The sequence below is a fragment of the Calidifontimicrobium sp. SYSU G02091 genome, assembly GCF_022631395.1.
GTDB classification, from domain to species: domain Bacteria; phylum Pseudomonadota; class Gammaproteobacteria; order Burkholderiales; family Burkholderiaceae_C; genus Calidifontimicrobium; species Calidifontimicrobium sediminis.
On record NZ_JALBGB010000023.1, the window covers coordinates 1 to 13,547 of the forward strand.

Annotated in this window: 14 protein-coding genes and 1 tRNA gene; 13 read left to right on the top strand and 2 right to left on the bottom strand. The window is 72.0% G+C overall.

The annotated features are described in order from the left end of the window. Positions 1–95 precede the first annotated feature (95 nt). The 4 genes from MOJ79_RS13595 to fdx are packed head-to-tail and all read left to right on the top strand — an operon-like array spanning position 96 to position 3,321. Positions 96–596, top strand: coding sequence for a GNAT family N-acetyltransferase (locus MOJ79_RS13595; RefSeq protein WP_241924645.1), 501 nt, complete (start codon positions 96–98; stop codon positions 594–596). Next, a complete protein-coding gene (hscB, locus tag MOJ79_RS13600; RefSeq protein ID WP_241924646.1) occupies positions 593–1,111 on the top strand; it encodes a Fe-S protein assembly co-chaperone HscB in 519 nt (172 codons plus the stop codon). Before MOJ79_RS13595 ends, hscB begins: the two co-directional genes overlap by 4 nt. Positions 1,112–1,116: 5 nt before the next feature. Then, positions 1,117–2,973: a Fe-S protein assembly chaperone HscA gene (gene hscA, locus MOJ79_RS13605; RefSeq protein ID WP_241924647.1), complete on the top strand. Its 1,857-nt coding sequence runs from the start codon at positions 1,117–1,119 to the stop codon at positions 2,971–2,973. Between the two features lie 6 nt (positions 2,974–2,979). Then, entirely contained in the window at positions 2,980–3,321 is a 342-nt protein-coding gene (gene fdx / locus MOJ79_RS13610; RefSeq protein WP_119288250.1) for an ISC system 2Fe-2S type ferredoxin, read from the top strand. A gap of 169 nt (positions 3,322–3,490) precedes the next feature. Here fdx and MOJ79_RS13615 read toward each other — a convergent pair whose 3' ends face one another. Further along, positions 3,491–3,952 (bottom strand): DsrE family protein, encoded by a 462-nt coding sequence (locus MOJ79_RS13615; protein WP_241924648.1) that lies wholly within the window; start codon positions 3,950–3,952, stop codon positions 3,491–3,493. A 120-nt stretch (positions 3,953–4,072) separates the two neighbouring features. On the opposite strand from MOJ79_RS13615, the gene tsaD reads away from it, so the two are divergent. Next, the gene (gene tsaD, locus MOJ79_RS13620) at positions 4,073–5,113 is read left to right on the top strand and encodes a tRNA (adenosine(37)-N6)-threonylcarbamoyltransferase complex transferase subunit TsaD (RefSeq protein WP_241924649.1); all 1,041 of its coding nucleotides are present in this window, start codon (positions 4,073–4,075) and stop codon (positions 5,111–5,113) included. Positions 5,114–5,132: 19 nt separating this feature from the next. Here tsaD and MOJ79_RS13625 read toward each other — a convergent pair whose 3' ends face one another. Then, entirely contained in the window at positions 5,133–5,573 is a 441-nt protein-coding gene (locus tag MOJ79_RS13625) for an Hsp20/alpha crystallin family protein (RefSeq protein ID WP_241924650.1), read from the bottom strand. Positions 5,574–5,681: 108 nt separating this feature from the next. Here MOJ79_RS13625 and MOJ79_RS13630 point away from each other — a divergent pair, with 108 nt between their 5' ends. The 8 genes from MOJ79_RS13630 (at position 5,682) to MOJ79_RS13665 (ending at position 13,510) form a co-directional block, all read left to right on the top strand. Beyond that, positions 5,682–6,965, top strand: a complete 1,284-nt coding sequence (locus MOJ79_RS13630) for a branched-chain amino acid ABC transporter substrate-binding protein (protein WP_241924651.1) — start codon at positions 5,682–5,684, stop codon at positions 6,963–6,965. Then, on the top strand, positions 6,962–8,146 hold the full coding sequence (locus tag MOJ79_RS13635) for a pyridoxal phosphate-dependent aminotransferase (RefSeq protein ID WP_241924652.1): 1,185 nt from the start codon (positions 6,962–6,964) through the stop codon (positions 8,144–8,146). Before MOJ79_RS13630 ends, MOJ79_RS13635 begins: the two co-directional genes overlap by 4 nt. Before the next feature lie 148 nt (positions 8,147–8,294). Further along, entirely contained in the window at positions 8,295–8,564 is a 270-nt protein-coding gene (gene rpsO, locus MOJ79_RS13640) for a 30S ribosomal protein S15 (RefSeq protein WP_119288262.1), read from the top strand. A 199-nt stretch (positions 8,565–8,763) separates the two neighbouring features. Next, on the top strand, positions 8,764–11,043 hold the full coding sequence (gene pnp / locus MOJ79_RS13645; protein WP_241924653.1) for a polyribonucleotide nucleotidyltransferase: 2,280 nt from the start codon (positions 8,764–8,766) through the stop codon (positions 11,041–11,043). Positions 11,044–11,074: 31 nt separating this feature from the next. After that, positions 11,075–12,061: an NAD(P)H-quinone oxidoreductase gene (locus MOJ79_RS13650; protein ID WP_241924654.1), complete on the top strand. Its 987-nt coding sequence runs from the start codon at positions 11,075–11,077 to the stop codon at positions 12,059–12,061. A gap of 10 nt (positions 12,062–12,071) precedes the next feature. Then, positions 12,072–12,821 carry a triose-phosphate isomerase gene (gene tpiA / locus MOJ79_RS13655; RefSeq protein ID WP_241924655.1) on the top strand — a complete coding sequence of 250 codons (750 nt, stop codon included), beginning with the start codon at positions 12,072–12,074 and terminating at the stop codon, positions 12,819–12,821. 30 nt (positions 12,822–12,851) lie between these two features. Beyond that, positions 12,852–13,256, top strand: coding sequence for a preprotein translocase subunit SecG (secG, locus tag MOJ79_RS13660; protein WP_241924656.1), 405 nt, complete (start codon positions 12,852–12,854; stop codon positions 13,254–13,256). Between the two features lie 169 nt (positions 13,257–13,425). Beyond that, a tRNA-Leu gene (locus tag MOJ79_RS13665) sits at positions 13,426–13,510 on the top strand. The last annotated feature ends 37 nt before the right edge of the window (positions 13,511–13,547 follow it).

Here is a 13,547-nt window from a genome sequence, read left to right on the forward strand (position 1 = left end):
ATAGTGCCGACAACCTGCACATCCGGGACATCGCTCCATGACCAAATCCTCTCAGATTTGGTCCGGTTTGCTTAGGAATTACCTTTCTTTTCACGATGCCCGACGACCTCGCCATCGCCGCCGAACGTCCCGACCAGCGCGCCGTCGTCGCGCTGCTCGACCGTCTCGATGCCTACCTCGCGAGCCTGTATGCGCCCGAGGACAACCACATCCTCGACGTGCCGGCGCTGATGGCGCCCGAGGTGACGTTCCTCGTCGCGCGGCGCGGCGGCGACGTCGTCGGCTGCGCCGCGGTGCGCCGCATGCCGGGCGAGGCCGCGACCGGCGGCATGCCGTACGGCGAGGTCAAGCGCATGATGGTCGATCCGGCGCACCGCGGCCAGCGCATCGGCGCGCGGCTGCTCGCCGCGCTCGAGCAGGTGCTCGCCGCCGACGGCATCGCGCTGGCGCTGCTTGAGACCGGGCGCGACCAGCACGAGGCGCTGCGCCTGTACGAGCGCGCCGGCTACACGCGCTGCGGCGCGTTCGCCGGCTATCCCGACAACGGTCTGAGCGTGTTCATGTGCAAGGCTCTGCCCGCGAAGGGGGCGGCGTGAACCTCGCCGACGACGACTTCACGCTGTTCGCGCTGCCGCGCCGCTTCGCGCTCGACGTGGCCGAGCTCGACGCGCACCGGCGCATGCTGCAGGCACAGGTGCACCCCGACCGCTTCGCCGCGCAGGGTGCCGCAGCGCAGCGTGTGGCGATGCAGTGGTCGGTGCGCGTCAACGAGGCGTACCGCCGGCTGCGCGATCCGCTGCAGCGCGCGGCGTACCTGTGCGAGCTGGCCGGCGTGCCGGTCGGGCTGCACGACAACACCGCGATGCCGCCGGCGTTCCTGCTGCAGCAGATGCAGTGGCGCGAGGCGCTGGCCGAAGCCGGCGATGCCGCCGCCATCGAGGCGATCGACGCCGAGGTCGCGGCGGCGCAGCGCCGCATGCTCGACGACCTCGCACGCCAGATCGACGACGAGGGCGACTTCGCTGCCGCTGCAGGCACCGTCAGAGCCCTCATGTTCGTCGCGCGCTTTCGCGACGACGTCGCCCGCCGGCTCGACGCGCTGGGACAATGACGGCCATGGCGCTGCTGCAGATCTCCGAACCCGGCCAGGCCCCCGACCCGCACCAGCGGCGCGTGGCGGTGGGCATCGACCTCGGCACCACGCACTCGCTGGTGGCCGCGGTGCGCCACGGCGTGGCCGAGTGCCTGCCCGACGCGCAGGGCCGCGTGATCCTGCCGTCGGCGGTGCGCTACCTCGAAGGCGGCCGGCGCCAGATCGGCCACGACGCGCTCGCCGCGCAGGCCGACGACCCGCACAACACGATCGTCTCGGTCAAGCGCTTCATGGGCCGGCGGCTGGCCGACATCGCCCACCCCGAGCGGCTGCCGTACCGCTTCGTCGACCGCCCCGGGATGGTCGCGATCGAGACGCGCGACGGCGTCAAGACGCCGGTCGAGGTCTCGGCCGAGATCCTCGCCGCGCTGCGCCAGCGCGCCGAGGACACGTTCGACGCCGAGCTGTTCGGCGCCGTGATCACGGTGCCCGCGTACTTCGACGACGCGCAGCGCCAGGCGACGAAGGACGCCGCGAAGCTCGCCGGGCTGAACGTGCTGCGGCTGATCAACGAGCCGACCGCCGCCGCGGTGGCCTACGGGCTCGACCGCGGCGCCGAGGGGCTGTACGCCGTCTACGACCTCGGCGGCGGCACGTTCGACATCTCGCTGCTGCGGCTGACCAAGGGCGTGTTCGAGGTCGTGGCCACCGGTGGCGACGCCGCGCTCGGCGGCGACGACTTCGACGCGGCGCTGGCGCAGTGGGCGCTCGCGCAGGCCGGCCGCAGCGCGACGAACGCGCAGGACAAGCGCGCCGTGCTGGTCGCCGCACGCGCCGCGAAGGAGGCGCTGACCGGTGCGGCGACGGCGCCGCTGCGCGCGAGCCTGTCCGACGGGCCGCTCGAGGTCGAGGTCACGCGCGCGCAGTTCGAGTCGCTGACGCGCCCGCTGCTCGAGCGCACGCTCGCCGCGGTGCGGCGCGTGCTGCGCGACGCGAAGGTCGGCCGCGACGAGGTGCACGGCGTCGTGCTCGTCGGCGGCTCGACGCGCATGCCGCAGGTGCGCGTCGCGGTGGGCGAGCTGTTCGGGCGCGAGCCGCTGGTCGACGTCAACCCCGACGAGGTCGTCGCGATCGGCGCGGCGATCCAGGCCAACCAGCTCGCCGGCAACGCGCCCGACGGCGAGCTGCTGCTGCTCGACGTGATCCCGCTGTCGCTGGGCATCGAGACGATGGGCGGGCTCGTCGAGCGCATCATCGAGCGCAACAGCACGATCCCGATCGCCAAGGCGCAGGACTTCACGACGTTCAAGGACGGCCAGACGGCGATGGCGATCCACGTCGTGCAGGGCGAGCGCGAACTGGTCGCCGACTGCCGCTCGCTCGCGCGCTTCGAGCTGCGCGGCATCCCGCCGATGGCCGCCGGCGTGGCGCGCATCCGCGTCACGTTCGAGGTCGACGCCGACGGCCTGCTGCAGGTCTCGGCGCGCGAACTGACCTCGGGCGTCGAGGCCAAGGTCGCCGTCAAGCCGAGCTACGGACTCGGCGACGACGAGATCGCGCGCATGCTGCAGGAGGGCTTCGCCCGCGCCGAGGAAGACATGGCCGCGCGCGCGCTGCGTGAGGCGCGCGTCGAGGCCGAGCGCATGGTGCTCGCCACGCGCTCGGCGCTCGCCGCCGACGGCGACCTGCTCGGCGACGCCGAGCGCGCCGCGATCGAGGCGCTCGTCGAGCGCACCGTCGCCGCCGCCGCCGGCAGCGACGCCCACGCGATCGACGACGCCGTCAAGGCGCTCGCCGAAGGCACCGAGCCCTTCGCTGCGATGCGCATGAACCGCGGCATCCGTGCCGCGCTCGCCGGCCGCAAGGTCGAGGAAGTCTGACCCCCGATGCCCACCATCACCGTCCTGCCGCACGCCGAGTACTGCCCCGAAGGTGACGTCATCGAGGCGCCCGCCGGCACCTCGATCTGCGAGGCGCTGCTCGACAACGGCATCGCGATCGAGCACGCGTGCGAGATGAGCTGCGCCTGCACGACGTGCCACGTCGTCGTGCGCGAGGGCTACGAGTCGCTCGGCGAGATGGACGAGGCCGAAGAGGACCTGCTCGACCGGGCCTGGGGCCTCGAGCCGACCTCGCGGCTGAGCTGCCAGGCGATCCTGTCCAACCGCGACGTGACGATCGAGATTCCGAAGTACTCGATCAACCACGCCAAGGAGCAGCACGGCTGAACGCCGGGCTGCCCGCAGCCGGTGCGCCGCGCACCGTCGAGGGGCGAAAAAAGAACGCCTCCCGCGAGGGGAGGCGCGTCAAAGGGCATCGCCCTGCTGAGGAGATAGACAGACACCGCGCTCCAGTGTCGACCGCGCTGCACGCAAGGGGCGTGCCACCGCGGCGGCCTCACCACGCGATGTAGGCGTAGCCCTGCTCCTGCAGCTCCATCAGCGTCGCCGCGCCGACCTCCTCGACCTTGGCGACCTCGACGATGTCCTGCGCGGTCCAGCCCAGCGTCTTCATCGTGTTGCCGCAGGCGATGAAGGTCACGCCGTAGTCGCGCGCCTGGCTGATCACGCGCTGGCGCAGCGCCGCCGCCACGGGGCGTTTGGGGTTCTTGGCCAGCAGGTGGATGCCGGGGCCGAAGACGACGACGGCGATTGCGACGTTGTGCTGGTACTTGCCGATCATCGCGCCGACCGAGTTCAGGATGTGCTCGATGTAGGCGTTGTCGGCTTCGTTGAGCTGGTAGACGACCTTGTGCTGTGGCGGGTCGCCGGGGAAGCGCTCGGCCTTCGGCGCATCGGCGGCGCGGGTCGCGGTGGCAGCCAGCGCGCCGCCGGCCAGCGGCAGCGCGGACAGGGTCATGAAGCGGCGGCGGTTCGACATCGGCAGCGCATCGGGGACTCGGGTCGCGCGATGGTACGGGCGCGGCGCGTGCCGCGCTTGATCGAGATCCAGCGACGCGGGTGGCTACACTGCCGCGCGATGAGGGTGCTGGGGATCGAGTCGTCGTGCGACGAGACCGGCGTCGCGCTGGTCGAAGGCGCGGGCGCACACGACGGCGCACCGCCACGGCTGCTCGCGCATGCGCTGCACAGCCAGGTCGCGATGCACGAGGCCTACGGCGGCGTCGTCCCGGAGCTCGCGTCGCGCGACCACATCCGCCGGCTCGTGCCGCTGGTGCGGCAGGTCATGGCCGACGCGCGGCTCGCGCTGGCCGACGTCGACGTCGTCGCCTACACGCGCGGGCCGGGCCTCGCGGGCGCGCTGCTGACGGGCGCCGCGCTGGCTTGCGCGCTCGGCACGGCGCTCGGCCGTCCGCTGCTGGGCGTGCACCACCTCGAGGGGCACCTGCTGTCGCCGTTCCTGTCGGCCGACCCGCCGCGGTTCCCGTTCGTCGCGCTGCTCGTCTCGGGCGGACACACGCAGCTGATGCGCGTCGACGGCGTGGGTCGCTACACGCTGCTCGGCGAGACGATCGACGACGCCGCCGGCGAGGCCTTCGACAAGACAGCCAAGCTGCTCGGCCTCGGTTACCCCGGCGGTCCGGCGCTGGCGCGGCTGGCCGAGTTCGGCGACGCGAGCGCGTTCGCGCTGCCGCGCCCGCTGCTGCACAGCGCCAACCTCGACTTCTCGTTCGCCGGGCTGAAGACGGCGGTGCTGACGCAGTTGCGCAAGCTTGGCGACGCAGCGTGCGAGCAGCCGCGCGCCGACCTCGCTGCGGCGACGCAGGCCGCGATCGTCGACGTGCTGGTCGCCAAGTCGATGCGTGCGCTGCACGCGACCGGACTGAAGCGGCTGGTCGTGGCCGGCGGCGTCGGCGCCAACCGGTGGCTGCGCGCGCAGCTCGACGCCGCCTGCGGTGCGCGGGGCGTGCGCGTGCACTACCCCGAACTGCACCTGTGCACCGACAACGGCGCGATGATCGCGCTCGCCGCGGCGATGCGGCTGCAAGCCGGCATCGCCGCACCGCAGCCCGACGCGGCGTTCGACGTCAGGCCGCGCTGGCCGCTCGACGAAGCCTGAGCGGCCCGCCTTGCCAGCCTCAGGAGACCGTGATGCGCTTGGTCTGCGCCGGCTCCTTCTTGGCCAGCGTCAGCGTCAGCACGCCGTTGTCCATCTTCGCGCTCGACGCGCCTTCGTCGATGTCCTGCGGCAGCGTGAAGCTGCGCGCATAGCTCGACACCGAGCGCTCGCGGTAGACGACGCGCTCGCCTTCCTTCTTCTCTTCTTCCTTCTTGGTTTCGGCCTGCACCGTCACGAGGCGCCCGTCGATGCTGATCTTGACGTCCTTCTTGTCGACGCCGGGCAGGTCGAGCTTGACGGTGTAGGCCTTGTCGGACTCGTGCACGTCGAGTGCCGGCGTGCGCGTGCCGCCCTCGCCGCGCGGGGCGAGGCCGAAGAAGCGCTCGAAGCTCTCGTCGAACAGGCGCTCGAACGAGCGCGCGAGGTCGTTGCTGCTGCGGGATGTGCTCAGCGGAAACATGGCGTCCTCCTAGAATCGGGTTGAACACGAACCGTCGCGCCGCGACGGTCATCGGGCCAGCCCAACTATGCGAATCGGCAGGCCCGCTTTCAAGCCCAAAACATTGAGATGAATCAACCCGTTGCGCGTCGCGCGCTGCTCGCGCTCGCCGCCGGTGCGCTGCTGCCGCCGGCGGTCGCGCAGGCCCCTGCCGCGCCGTTGCGTCTGGCGCTGATCGAAGGCCTGTCGGGCCCGTTCGCCAACGCCGGCGAGGCCGTGTTTCGCAACCTGCAGTGGGCGGTCGAGCGCGTCAATGCCCGCGGCGGCGTCGCGCTGCCCGGCGGGCGGCGCCCGCTCGCACTGGTGCGCTTCGACAGCAAGGGCCAGGCCGAGGAGGCGCTGGCGCTGCTGCGCAGCGCGATCGACCAGCGCATCGGCTTCGTGCTGCAGGGCAACAGCTCGGCGGTGGCCGCGGCGCTGATCGATGCGCTGAACAAGCACAACGAGCGCGACCCCGCCCGACGCGCGATCCTGCTGAACTACTCGGCCGTCGACCCGAGCCTGACCAACGAGCGCTGCAGCCCGTGGCACTTCCGCTTCGACGCGCACGCCGACATGCGGCTCGCGGCGCTCGTCGAGGTCCTGCGCAGCGACCGCGAGGTGCGGCGCCTGTACCTGATCAACCAGGACTACAGCTTCGGCCAGCACGTCGCGCGGCAGGCGCGCGCGATGATCGCCGCCGCGCGGCCCGACATCGAGATCGTCGGCGACGAGCTGCACCCGCTCGGCCGGGTGAAGGACTTCCTGCCGTACGCGACGAAGATCCGCGCCAGCGGCGCGCAGGCCGTGCTGACCGGCAACTGGGGCAACGACCTGACGCAGCTCGTGCGCGCGGCGCGCGACTTAGGCGAGTCGCTGAAGTTCTACACCTTCTACGGCAACGCGCTCGGCGCACCGGCGGCGATCGGCGAGGCGGGCGTCGGGCGCGTGCTCGCGGTGGCCGAGTGGCATCCCAACGTGAGCGGCGCGGCGTCGCAGGCGTTTTACGCCGAGTTCCGCCGGCGCTTCCCCGATCCGCGCGACGACTACGTGCACGCGCGCATGCACCTGATGATCGAGATGCTGGCCGCGGCGATCGAGCGCGCCGGCAGCGCCGAGCCGCTGGCGGTGGCGCAGGCGCTGTCGGGCCTGTCCCACGACGGCGCGGCGCTGGGCGGCGTGCACCGCGGCACGATGCGCGCCGCCGACCACCAGCTGCAGCAGTCGCTCGTCGTCAGCGTGATGGACCGTGCCGGCCGCCCCGGCGTCGCGCACGACGTCGAGGGCTCGGGCTTCGGCTTCCGCACGGTGCGCACGTTCTCGGCCGACGAGGTCGCGCAGCCGCACGCGTGCCGCATGACGTGGCCCGGATGAGCATCCGGCCGCCACCGACGCCGGCGGTGCTGCCGGCGCGCATCGCCGCGCTGCCCGGCTCGAAGATCCGCGAGGTGGCCAACGCCGCGCTCGGCCGCGACGACGTGCTCGCCTTCTGGTTCGGCGAGAGCGACGAGCCCACGCCGGCGGCGGTGTGCGACGCCGCGGCGCGCTCGCTGGCCGCCGGCGAGACCTTCTATTCGCACAACCTCGGGCTGCCCGCGCTGCGCGAGGCGCTGGCGGCGTACCTGTCGGCGCTGCACCGGCCGCTGGACGCCAGCCGCATCGCGGTCACCAGCTCGGGCGTGACGGCGCTGATGATCGCCGCGCAGCTGCTGCTCGCACCCGGCGACGAGGTCGTCGCCGTCGTGCCGGTGTGGCCGAACCTGACCGCGCAGCCGGCGATCCTCGGCGCGTCGGTCGTGCGCGTGCCGCTGCGCCCGCAAGGCGGCCGCTGGGGCCTGGACCTGCAGCGCCTGCTCGACGCCGTGACGCCGCGCACGCGTGCGCTCGTGCTCAATGCGCCGAACAACCCGACCGGCTGGACACTGGCGCCCGACGAGCAGCGCGCGATCCTCGAGCACTGCCGGCGCACCGGCACGTGGATCGTCGCCGACGAGGTCTATTCGCGCGTGTGGTTCGGTGCCGGGCGCCGCGCCGCGCCGAGCTTCCTCGACCTGGCCGAGCCCGACGACCGGCTGCTGGTCGCGCACAGTTTCTCGAAGAGCTTCTTGATGACGGGCTGGCGGCTGGGCTGGCTCGTGACGCCGGCCGCGCTGACCGACACGGTGGGCAAGCTCGTCGAGTTCAACAGCTCGTGCGCGCCGGTGTTCGTGCAGCGCGGCGGGCTGGCGGCGCTGGCGATCGCCGACGACTTCGTGCCGGCGCTGGTGCAGCGGCTGCGCGGCTGCCGCGACATGCTCGTCGGCGCGCTGGCCGCGCTGCCCGGCGTGACGTTGGCCGCCCCGCCGGCCGGGCTGTACGCGTTCTTTCGCGTCGAGGGGCAGGACGACTCGCTCGCGTTCGCGAAGCGGCTGGTCGCCGAGCACGGGCTGGGGCTGGCGCCCGGGGTCGCGTTCGGCGACGAGGGCGAGGGCTGGCTGCGCTGGTGCTTCGCGTCGCGCGACCCGGCGCGACTGCAGCAGGGGGTGCAGCGGCTCGCGGCGGCGCTGCGGCTATAATGTGCGGTCGCGCTGGGGCTGGAGGGCTTCGGCGCGTGCGAGCACGGCGCGGGTCGGTTTCACCCGCGACCGCGAGTCCCACCCGGAAACCGCTGCGGCGTGCGTCGCCGTCGTGGTTGTCCGCTTCCCGAAATCGCAAGGACCCACGATGGCAGTCGCAGACATCAACAAGGCCGAGATCGTCAAGGCCAACGGCCGCAGCCCCAACGACACCGGTTCGCCCGAAGTGCAGGTCGCGCTGCTGACCGCGCGCATCAACGAGCTGACGCCGCACTTCAAGACCCACGTCAAGGACCACCACGGCCGCCGCGGCCTGCTCAAGCTGGTCAACCAGCGCAAGCGCCTGCTCGCGTACCTCAAGAGCAAGGACGCCGAGCGCTACGTCGCGCTGATCAACAAGCTCGGCCTGCGCAAGTAAGCCGAACGATGCGAAGCGACAGCCTGTCTGCGCGTGCAGCACAGGCTGTCGTCGTTTGGAGCATGGCCCATACGGCGCTGCTGTGTCATTCCACCGTCGCGGTCGGCCGCGACGCTGGAATGGCATCCCGCCGCGAGGCCCAGGCTCCCGGTTCCGCGCACCGCCGTGAAGGTGCGGCCTTTCCGACCGGAGACTCGCCATGAGCCTGTTCAACAAAGTCACCAAGACCTTCCAGTGGGGTGCGCACACGGTGCGCATGGAAACGGGCGAGATCGCCCGCCAGGCCACCGGCGCCGTGCTCGTCGACATCGACGACACCGTCGTGCTGGCCACCGTCGTCGCGGCCAAGAACGCCAAGCCGGGGCAGGACTTCTTCCCGCTGACCGTCGACTACATCGAGAAGACCTACGCCGCCGGCAAGATCCCGGGCAGCTTCTTCAAGCGCGAAGGCCGTCCGAGCGAGCTCGAGACGCTGACCAGCCGCCTGATCGACCGCCCGATCCGCCCGCTGTTCCCCGACGGGTTCTTCAACGAGGTGCAGGTCGTCGTGCACGTGCTGAGCCTGAACCCCGAGGTGCAGGCCGACATCGCCGCGATGATCGCCACCAGCGCCGCGCTGTCGGTGTCGGGCATCCCGTTCAACGGCCCGATCGGCGCCGCGCGCGTCGGTTACATCAACGGCGAGTACGTGCTCAACCCGGGCAAGACGCAGCTCGCCGACAGCAAGCTCGACCTCGTCGTCGCCGGCACCGAGGCCGCCGTGCTGATGGTCGAGTCCGAGGCCGACCAGCTCAGCGAGGAGGTGATGCTCGGCGCCGTCGTGTTCGGCCACGAGCAGGGCAAGGTCGCGATCGAGGCGATCCACGAACTCGTGCGTGAGGCCGGCAAGCCCGAGTGGCAGGCCGCGGGCCTGTGGACGCCGCCGGTCAAGGACGAGGCGTTCATCGCCAAGGTCAACGCGCTCGCCGAGGACAAGCTGCGCGCGGCCTACCAGATCCGCAGCAAGCAGGCGCGCACGCAGGCCTGCCGCGAGGCCTACGCCAGCGTCAAGGCGGCGCTCGCCGAAGAGGGTGTCGCGTTCGACGAGGTCAAGGTCGACGCGATGCTGTTCGACATCGAGGCGCGCATCGTGCGCAGCCAGATCCTGGCCGGCGAGCCGCGCATCGACGGGCGCGACACGCGCACCGTGCGCCCGATCGAGATCCGCACCGGCATCCTGCCGCGCACGCACGGCTCGGCGCTGTTCACGCGCGGCGAGACGCAGGCGCTGGTGGTGGCCACGCTGGGCACCGAGCAGGACGCGCAGAAGATCGACGCGCTGGCCGGCGAGTACCAGGACCGCTTCCTGCTGCACTACAACATGCCGCCGTTCGCCACCGGCGAGACCGGGCGCGTGGGCTCGCCGAAGCGCCGCGAGGTCGGCCACGGGCGCCTGGCCAAGCGTGCGCTGGCCGCCTGCCTGCCCAGCCGCGACGAGTTCCCGTACGTGATGCGCGTCGTCAGCGAGATCACCGAGAGCAACGGCTCGTCGTCGATGGCCTCGGTGTGCGGCGGCTGCCTCGCGCTGATGGACGCCGGCGTGCCGATGAAGGCGCACGTGGCCGGCATCGCGATGGGGCTGATCAAGGAGGGCAACCGCTTCGCGGTGCTCACCGACATCCTCGGCGACGAGGATCACCTCGGCGACATGGACTTCAAGGTCGCCGGCACCACCGCCGGCGTGACGGCCTTGCAGATGGACATCAAGATCCAGGGCATCACGAAGGAGATCATGCAGGTCGCGCTCGCGCAGGCGAAGGAAGCGCGCATGCACATCCTGGCCAAGATGGTCGAGGCCGTCGGCGGCGCGAAGGAGGAGCTCAGCCCGTTCGCGCCGCGCCTGTACACGATGAAGATCAACCCGGAGAAGATCCGCGACGTGATCGGCAAGGGCGGCGCGACGATCCGCGCACTGACCGAGGAGACCGGCACGACGATCGACATCGCCGAGGACGGCACGATCACGGTGGCCTCGACCGACGCGGCGCGTGCGCAGGAGGCGATGCGGCGCATCGGCGAGATCACTGCCGAGGCCGAGGTCGGCAAGGTCTACGAGGGGCCGGTGACGAAGATCCTGGACTTCGGCGCACTCGTCAACATCCTGCCCGGCAAGGACGGCCTGCTGCACATCAGCCAGATCGCGCACCAGCGCGTCGAGAAGGTCGAGGACTTCCTGAAGGAAGGTCAGGTCGTGCAGGTCAAGGTGCTCGAGACCGACGACAAGGGCCGCATCAAGCTGTCGATGAAGGCCTTGCTCGACAAGCCCGAGGGCTGGGTCGAGGAGGAGCGCCCGCGCCGCGACCGTGACGAGCGCGGCGGGCGTGGCGACCGCGGTCCGCGTCGCGAGCGCAGCGACCGCCCGGAGCGCGGTGAACGCGCCGAGCGCGAGCCGGTGGCCGACGCGGCCGGTGGCGACGAGCCGCCGGCCAAGTCCGAGTGACGCGCCATCGCGCGCCGGCCGGCACGACGCGATGAAGGCGATCGAGATCAGCCGCCCCGGCGGGCCCGAGGTGCTGCGCACCGTCGAGCGCGCAGCACCGGTGCCGCAGGCCGGCGAGATGCTGATCGCAGTGCGCGCCTCGGGGGTCAACCGCCCCGACGTGCTGCAGCGCAAAGGGGCCTACCCGCCCCCGCCCGGCGCGTCCGACCTGCCGGGCCTCGAAGTCGCCGGCACGGTGGCGGGCGGCGACCCGGCCGAGCTCGCGGCCGCGGGCTTCCGGCTCGGTGACCGCGTCTGCGCGCTGGTGGCCGGTGGCGGTTACGCCGAGCAGTGCACCGCGCCGATCGGCCAGTGCCTGTCGGTGCCCACGGGCCTGACCGACGTCGAGGCGGCGGCACTGCCCGAGACGTTCTTCACCGTGTGGCAGAACGTCTTCGAGATCGCGAAGCTGCAGCCGGGCGAGACGCTGCTCGTGCAGGGCGGCTCGAGCGGTATCGGTGTCACCGCGATCCAGCTCGCGAAGGCGTTCGGCGCGACCGTGATCGTCACCGCCGGCAGCGACGACAAGTGCGCCGCGTGCGTGCGGCTCGGCGCCGACCACGCGATCAACTACCGCACGCAGGACTTCGCCGCCGAGGCCAGGCGTCTGACCGGTGGGCGCGGCGTCGACGTCGTGCTCGACATGGTCGCCGGCGACTACGTCGAGCGCGAGGTGCAGTGCCTGGCCGACGACGGCCGGCTCGCGATCATCGCGGTGCAGGGCGGCACGCGCAGCGCGTTCGACGCGGGGCTGGTGCTGCGCAAGCGCCTGGCGATCACCGGCTCGACGCTGCGCCCGCGTTCCGTCGCGTACAAGACGCGCCTGGCGCAGGCACTGCGCGAGCGCGTGTGGCCGCTGCTCGAAGCCGGGCGCGTCAAGCCGGTGATCCATGCGGTGTTCCCGGCTGCCGACGCCGCGGCCGCGCACGCGCTGATGGAGTCGAGCACGCACGTCGGCAAGATCGTGCTGACCTGGTGAGGAACACGCGATGAACACGCGACGCAAGCTGGTGGTGGGCAACTGGAAGATGCACGGCAGCCGCAAGGGCAATGCCGAACTGCTCGACGGCATCGCCGGCGCGCGGCCGTTCGGCTGCGACGTCGCGGTGTGCCCGCCGTTTCCGTACCTGGCCGAGACCGCGGTCGCGCTGGCCGGCACCGACATCCGCTGGGGCGCGCAGGACTGCTCGGCGCACGAGCAGGGGGCCTACACCGGTGAGGTCTCGGCGGGCATGCTGCAGGAGTTCGGCTGCCGCTACGTGATCGTCGGGCACTCGGAGCGCCGCGCCTACCACGGCGAGAGCGACCAGCTCGTCGCCGACAAGGCCAAGGCCGCGCTCGCGCGCGGCGTGACGCCGATCGTGTGCGTCGGCGAGACGCTCGCGCAGCGCGAGGCCGGCGAGACCGCCGACGTCGTCAAGCGCCAGCTCGCCGCCGTGATCCACACGCTGGCGCACTGCGCCGGCGAGATCGTCGTCGCCTACGAGCCCGTGTGGGCCATCGGCACGGGGCGCACCGCGACGCCCGAGCAGGCGCAGGCGGTGCACGCGCTGCTGCGCGCGCAGCTGCGTGCGGCCACCGGCAGCCGCGCCGACGAGATGAAGCTCCTGTACGGCGGCAGCGTCAAGCCCGACAACGCGCGCGAGCTGTTCGCGCAGGCCGACATCGACGGCGGCCTGATCGGCGGCGCGTCGTTGAAGGCCGCGGACTTCGTCGCCATCTGCCGCGCCGCGGGCTGATTCCGAATTTCGATTGCGAGGAAGACCTCCATGCAGATCTGGGTGAACATCGTTCTGGTGATCCAGCTCCTGTCGGCGCTGGCGATGATCGGGCTCGTGCTGGTGCAGCACGGCAAAGGCGCCGACATGGGAGCGTCGTTCGGCAGCGGCTCGGCCGGCAGCCTGTTCGGTGCCAGCGGCAGTGCGAACTTCCTGTCGCGCTCGACGGCGGCGCTGGCCACCGTGTTCTTCGCGTGCACGCTCGCGCTGGCCTATATGGGGCACACGCGCGCGATCGCGCCGTCGGCCGGCGAGGGCACCAGCGTGCTCGACCGCGTGGCACCGGCGGCCAGCGAGCCGGCGGGCACGGCGCCTGCGCAGATCCCGGGCCTCGTGCCGCCGCCCGCGCCGGCGCAGCCGGCACCCGCGGGCGGGGGCGCGATCCCGAGCAACTGAGCTCGGGTCACGGCCGGCGCCGCGACCGCTGTGGCCGCGACGTCGACGGGGATCGCGCGTGCCGCGAGACCTCGACAGCGAAGGGGCCGGAAACGGCCCCTTTTGCGCTTAGAATGCGCCGCGTTCTGACGAGCCACTCCTCATGCGAGTCAGAGACGAAAGCGTCGGCGCCGACGTGGTGGAATTGGTAGACACGCTATCTTGAGGGGGTAGTGGCGAAAGCTGTGCGAGTTCGAGTCTCGCCGTCGGCACCAGCGTCGAATCAGTCCTTCTGATCGACACCCTCGCTGC

What these genes read in the sequence shown, in the direction of transcription:
- MOJ79_RS13595 (WP_241924645.1), top strand. Translation starts at nt 96, where the DNA reads ATGCCCGACGACCTCGCCATCGCCGCCGAACGTCCCGACCAGCGCGCC.
- hscA (WP_241924647.1), top strand. Translation starts at nt 1,117, where the DNA reads ATGGCGCTGCTGCAGATCTCCGAACCCGGCCAGGCCCCCGACCCGCAC.
- fdx (WP_119288250.1), top strand. Translation starts at nt 2,980, where the DNA reads ATGCCCACCATCACCGTCCTGCCGCACGCCGAGTACTGCCCCGAAGGT.
- MOJ79_RS13615 (WP_241924648.1), bottom strand. Translation starts at nt 3,952, where the DNA reads ATGACCCTGTCCGCGCTGCCGCTGGCCGGCGGCGCGCTGGCTGCCACC.
- tsaD (WP_241924649.1), top strand. Translation starts at nt 4,073, where the DNA reads ATGAGGGTGCTGGGGATCGAGTCGTCGTGCGACGAGACCGGCGTCGCG.
- MOJ79_RS13625 (WP_241924650.1), bottom strand. Translation starts at nt 5,573, where the DNA reads ATGTTTCCGCTGAGCACATCCCGCAGCAGCAACGACCTCGCGCGCTCG.
- MOJ79_RS13630 (WP_241924651.1), top strand. Translation starts at nt 5,682, where the DNA reads ATGAATCAACCCGTTGCGCGTCGCGCGCTGCTCGCGCTCGCCGCCGGT.
- MOJ79_RS13635 (WP_241924652.1), top strand. Translation starts at nt 6,962, where the DNA reads ATGAGCATCCGGCCGCCACCGACGCCGGCGGTGCTGCCGGCGCGCATC.
- rpsO (WP_119288262.1), top strand. Translation starts at nt 8,295, where the DNA reads ATGGCAGTCGCAGACATCAACAAGGCCGAGATCGTCAAGGCCAACGGC.
- pnp (WP_241924653.1), top strand. Translation starts at nt 8,764, where the DNA reads ATGAGCCTGTTCAACAAAGTCACCAAGACCTTCCAGTGGGGTGCGCAC.
- MOJ79_RS13650 (WP_241924654.1), top strand. Translation starts at nt 11,075, where the DNA reads ATGAAGGCGATCGAGATCAGCCGCCCCGGCGGGCCCGAGGTGCTGCGC.
- tpiA (WP_241924655.1), top strand. Translation starts at nt 12,072, where the DNA reads ATGAACACGCGACGCAAGCTGGTGGTGGGCAACTGGAAGATGCACGGC.
- secG (WP_241924656.1), top strand. Translation starts at nt 12,852, where the DNA reads ATGCAGATCTGGGTGAACATCGTTCTGGTGATCCAGCTCCTGTCGGCG.